This window comes from Micromonospora sp. NPDC023633 (assembly GCF_040640035.1).
Taxonomy (GTDB): Bacteria; Actinomycetota; Actinomycetes; order Mycobacteriales; family Micromonosporaceae; genus Micromonospora.
In genome coordinates this window covers 1-3,804 of the sequence record NZ_JBFABB010000248.1, presented here as the reverse complement: position 1 = coordinate 3,804, position 3,804 = coordinate 1, and the positions used below count along the sequence as shown (strand labels likewise).

Sequence of the window (3,804 nt, the reverse complement as noted above, 5' to 3'; positions counted from 1 at the left end):
CGCGACGCCGCTCGACGCCGGCGACTTCTACGAAACGCTCAGCGCCCGCGGCTACGACTACGGGCCCGCCTTCCAGGGCCTGCAACGCCTGTGGCGGCACGACGGCGACCGCTACGCCGAGATCGCGGTCGACGGCCTCGACACCGGCGGCTACCTGCTGCACCCGGCCCTGCTCGACGCCGCCCTGCACCCGACCACCGCCCCGGCCGAGGTGGTGCTGCCGTTCTCCTTCCACAACGTCGAACTCCACGACAGGGCCACGTCCGGCACCGCGCAGACCCGGGTGACGGCCGAGCATTGCGTCACCGTCGCCTCGGCCGAGGGGACGCCGCTGCTGACCATCGGACGGATCGTCCTGCGGCCCGCGGCCCTGCCGACCGAGATCCCGCTGCTGGCACTGCGCTGGCAGGCGGCCGAAGCCGCGGACGCCCCGGCGCTGTCCACGACCGTCCTGCAATGCCCGCGGCCGACCGCGGCGGACCGGACCGCGGCCGTGTACGAGGTCGTACAGGCGGTCCGCGAGGCGTGCCAGCGATGGCTGTCGAGCGACCCGGCCGACGACGAGCGCCTCGTCGTCGTCACCGAGCGTGCCGTCGCGGTGGACGACATCGAGGATGTCGATCTGGTGCAGGCGCCGGTGTGGGGTTTGGTGCGGTCGGCGCAGGTCGAGCATCCGGATCGTTTCGTGCTGCTGGATGTCGACGTGTTCGACGACGGTCTGGTGCAGCAGGCGGCCGCTCGGGGGTCGCAGGTGGCGGTGCGCGACGGGTCGTGGTGGGCGCCGCTGACCGCGGCCGTCTCGCCGGCGACGGTGGTGCTGCCCGATGGTGACTGGCTGGTGGATGTGGTCGGTGAGGGCGGGTCGTTCGATGCGGTGGCGGCGGTGCCCAGCGATGCCGGTCGGGTGCCGCTGGCTCCCGGTGGGGTGCGGGTCGAGATTCGTGCCGCCGGGTTGAACCTGCGGGATGTCGTGTTGACGCTGGGCATGGTCGACCAGGTCGGGATCGGGTCCGAGGGTGCCGGGGTGGTGGTGGAGTCGGCGTCGGACGCGTTCCGGCCCGGCGATCGGGTTTTGGGCCTGTTCGCCGGTGCTTTTGGGTCGGTGGTGGTCGTGCCGGAGCACATGCTGGCGCCGATTCCGGTGGGGTGGTCGTTCGCGCAGGCGGCGTCGGTGCCGGTGGCCTTCACGACGGCGTTCTACGCGCTCGTGGATGTGGCCGGTCTGCGGCGTGGTGAGTCGGTGCTGGTGCATGCCGCCGCCGGAGGCGTGGGATCGGCCGCCGTGCAGATCGCCGCGCACCTCGGCGCCGAGGTGTACGCGACTGCGTCGCCGTGGAAGTGGCCGGACGTGCCGCTGCCGCAGCCGCGTCTGGCGTCGTCGCGGACCACCGACTTCGCCGACGAGTTCCCGCCGGTGGATGTGGTGCTGAACTCGCTGTCGGGTGAGTTCGTGGACGCGTCGCTGCGGATGCTGAAGCCCGGTGGCCGGTTCGTCGAGATGGGCAAGACCGACATCCGCGAACCGCAGGGCGTCTCCTACACCGCGTTCGATCTCGGGGTGGCGGATCAGCACCGCGTCGGCCGGCTCCTGCGGACGGTGATGGGGCTGTTCGCCGAGGGTGTGTTCCGGTTGCCGCCGGTGCGGGCGTTCGACGTGCGGGAGATCCGGGATGCGTTGCGGTTCATGGCGCAGGCGCGGCATGTGGGCAAGATCGTGGTGACGATGCCGCGGGTGGTGTCGGGGCGGGTGCTGGTCACCGGGGGTGGTGGCGTGCTCGGTTCGCAGGTGGCCCGGCACCTGCTGGAGACGACCCCCGCGTCGGTGCTGCTGCTGTCCCGCGCGGGCACCGACGCCGGGCTGGGCGCGGACTACGGTGACCGCGTCGAGGCGGTGGCCTGTGACGCCTCCGACCGGGCCGCCCTGGCCGCTGTTCTGCACGACCGGGCCATCGACGCGGTGGTGCACGCGGCCGGCGTACTCGACGACGGGGTGTTCGAGGCGCTGACTCCGGAGCAGGTGGGCGTGGTGCTGCGGCCCAAGGTCGACGCGGCCTGGAACCTGCACGAGCTGACCCGCGACATGGACCTGACGGCGTTCGTCATGTTCTCGTCGGTCGCCGGCGCCCTGGGCAGCGCCGGGCAGGCCAACTACGCGGCGGCCAACGTCTTCCTGGACGCGCTGGCCCGGCACCGGCGCCGCCACGGGCTGCCGGCGGTATCGATCGCCTGGGGCTTCTGGGAACAGCGCAGCACGATGACCGGCAACGCCGACAGCGAGCGACTGGCGCGGGCCGGAATCCTGCCCATCACCACCGCGCAAGGCCTGGCGATGTTCGACGCCGCCACCACCGGGAACCATCCGAACCCCATCGCCGCCAAGCTGCAGAACGGTCCCCGGCGCCGGCGCGCCGCCACCCGCGAGCAGTCCGGCTGGCGCCGTCGGCTCACCGCCCTGCCCGAGCCGGAACGGCACCAGGCCGTGCTCGACCTGGTTCGCGGCCACTCCGCCGTGGTACTCGGGCAGCAGACCCCGGACAGGATCGACGCGGATGCGACCTTCAGCCAGGCGGGGCTCGACTCGCTGACCGCGATGGAACTCCGCAACCGGCTGAACGCCGCGACCGGGCTCCGGCTGGCGAGCGGCCTGATCTTCGACTACCCGACGCCCGCCGCGCTCGCCGCGCATCTCCTGACCGAGCTCACCGCCGGCGCCGCGCCGACGCCGGCCGAACCGCGGCCGAGGACGGTCGCGCTCGAGGACCCGATCGCGATCGTGTCGATGGCGTGCCGGTTCCCCGGCGGGGTGGACTCGCCGGCGGCGCTGTGGGAGTTGCTGGTCTCCGGCGGCGAGGGGATCGGCGGGTTTCCGGCCGATCGGGGCTGGGACGTGGAGGGGCTGTTCGACGCGGAGGGCGCGCGGCCGGGGTCGTTCTATCAGCGCGGTGGCGGCTTTCTGCACGACGCGGCCGGGTTCGACGCGGGGTTGTTCGGTATCTCGCCGCGGGAGGCGCTGGCGATGGACCCGCAGCAGCGTCTGTTGCTGGAGTGTGTGTGGGAGGTCCTCGAGCGCGGCGGGTTCGATCCGGTGTCCCTGCGGGGCAGCGACACTGGTGTCTTCGTCGGGGCCATCGCGCAGGAGTACGGGCCTCGGTTGCTGGCCGGTGGTGATTCGGCGGGCTATGTGTTCACCGGCAACACCGGCAGTGTGGCGTCCGGGCGGGTGTCCTATGTGTTCGGATTCGAGGGCCCGGCCGTGACCCTGGACACGGCGTGCTCGTCGTCGTTGGTGGCGCTGCACTCGGCGATCCAGTCGCTGCGGCTGGGTGAGTGTTCGCTGGCGGTGGCCGGTGGTGTCACGGTGATGCCGTCGCTGGGCGGGTTCGTGGAGTTCTCCCAGCAGCGGGCCTTGTCGGCGGACGGGCGGTGCCGGGCGTTCGCGGCCTCGGCGGACGGGTTCGGCCCGGCCGAGGGCGTCGGGGTGCTGCTGGTGGAGCGGTTGTCGGACGCGCGTCGTCATGGGCATCAGGTGTTGGCGGTGGTGCGGGGTTCGGCGGTGAATCAGGACGGCGCGAGTAATGGTCTGACGGCGCCGAATGGTCCGTCGCAGCAGCGGGTGATCCGGGCGGCGCTGGCGTCGGCGGGTGTGCCGGCGTCGAGCGTGGATGTGGTTGACGCGCACGGTACGGGTACGACCCTGGGTGATCCGATTGAGGCGCAGGCGTTGCTCGCCGTGTATGGGCAGGGTCGGGAGCGGGCGCTGTTGTTGGGGTCGGTGAAGTCGAACATCGGGCACACGCAGGCCGC

1 protein-coding gene is annotated in these 3,804 nt (G+C 72.4%); it reads left to right on the top strand.

Annotation, left to right across the window (positions count from 1 at the left end):
- A partial coding sequence (locus tag AB0G13_RS34295) for an SDR family NAD(P)-dependent oxidoreductase (RefSeq protein ID WP_357883747.1) occupies positions 1 to 3,804 on the top strand: 3,804 nt, incomplete at both ends.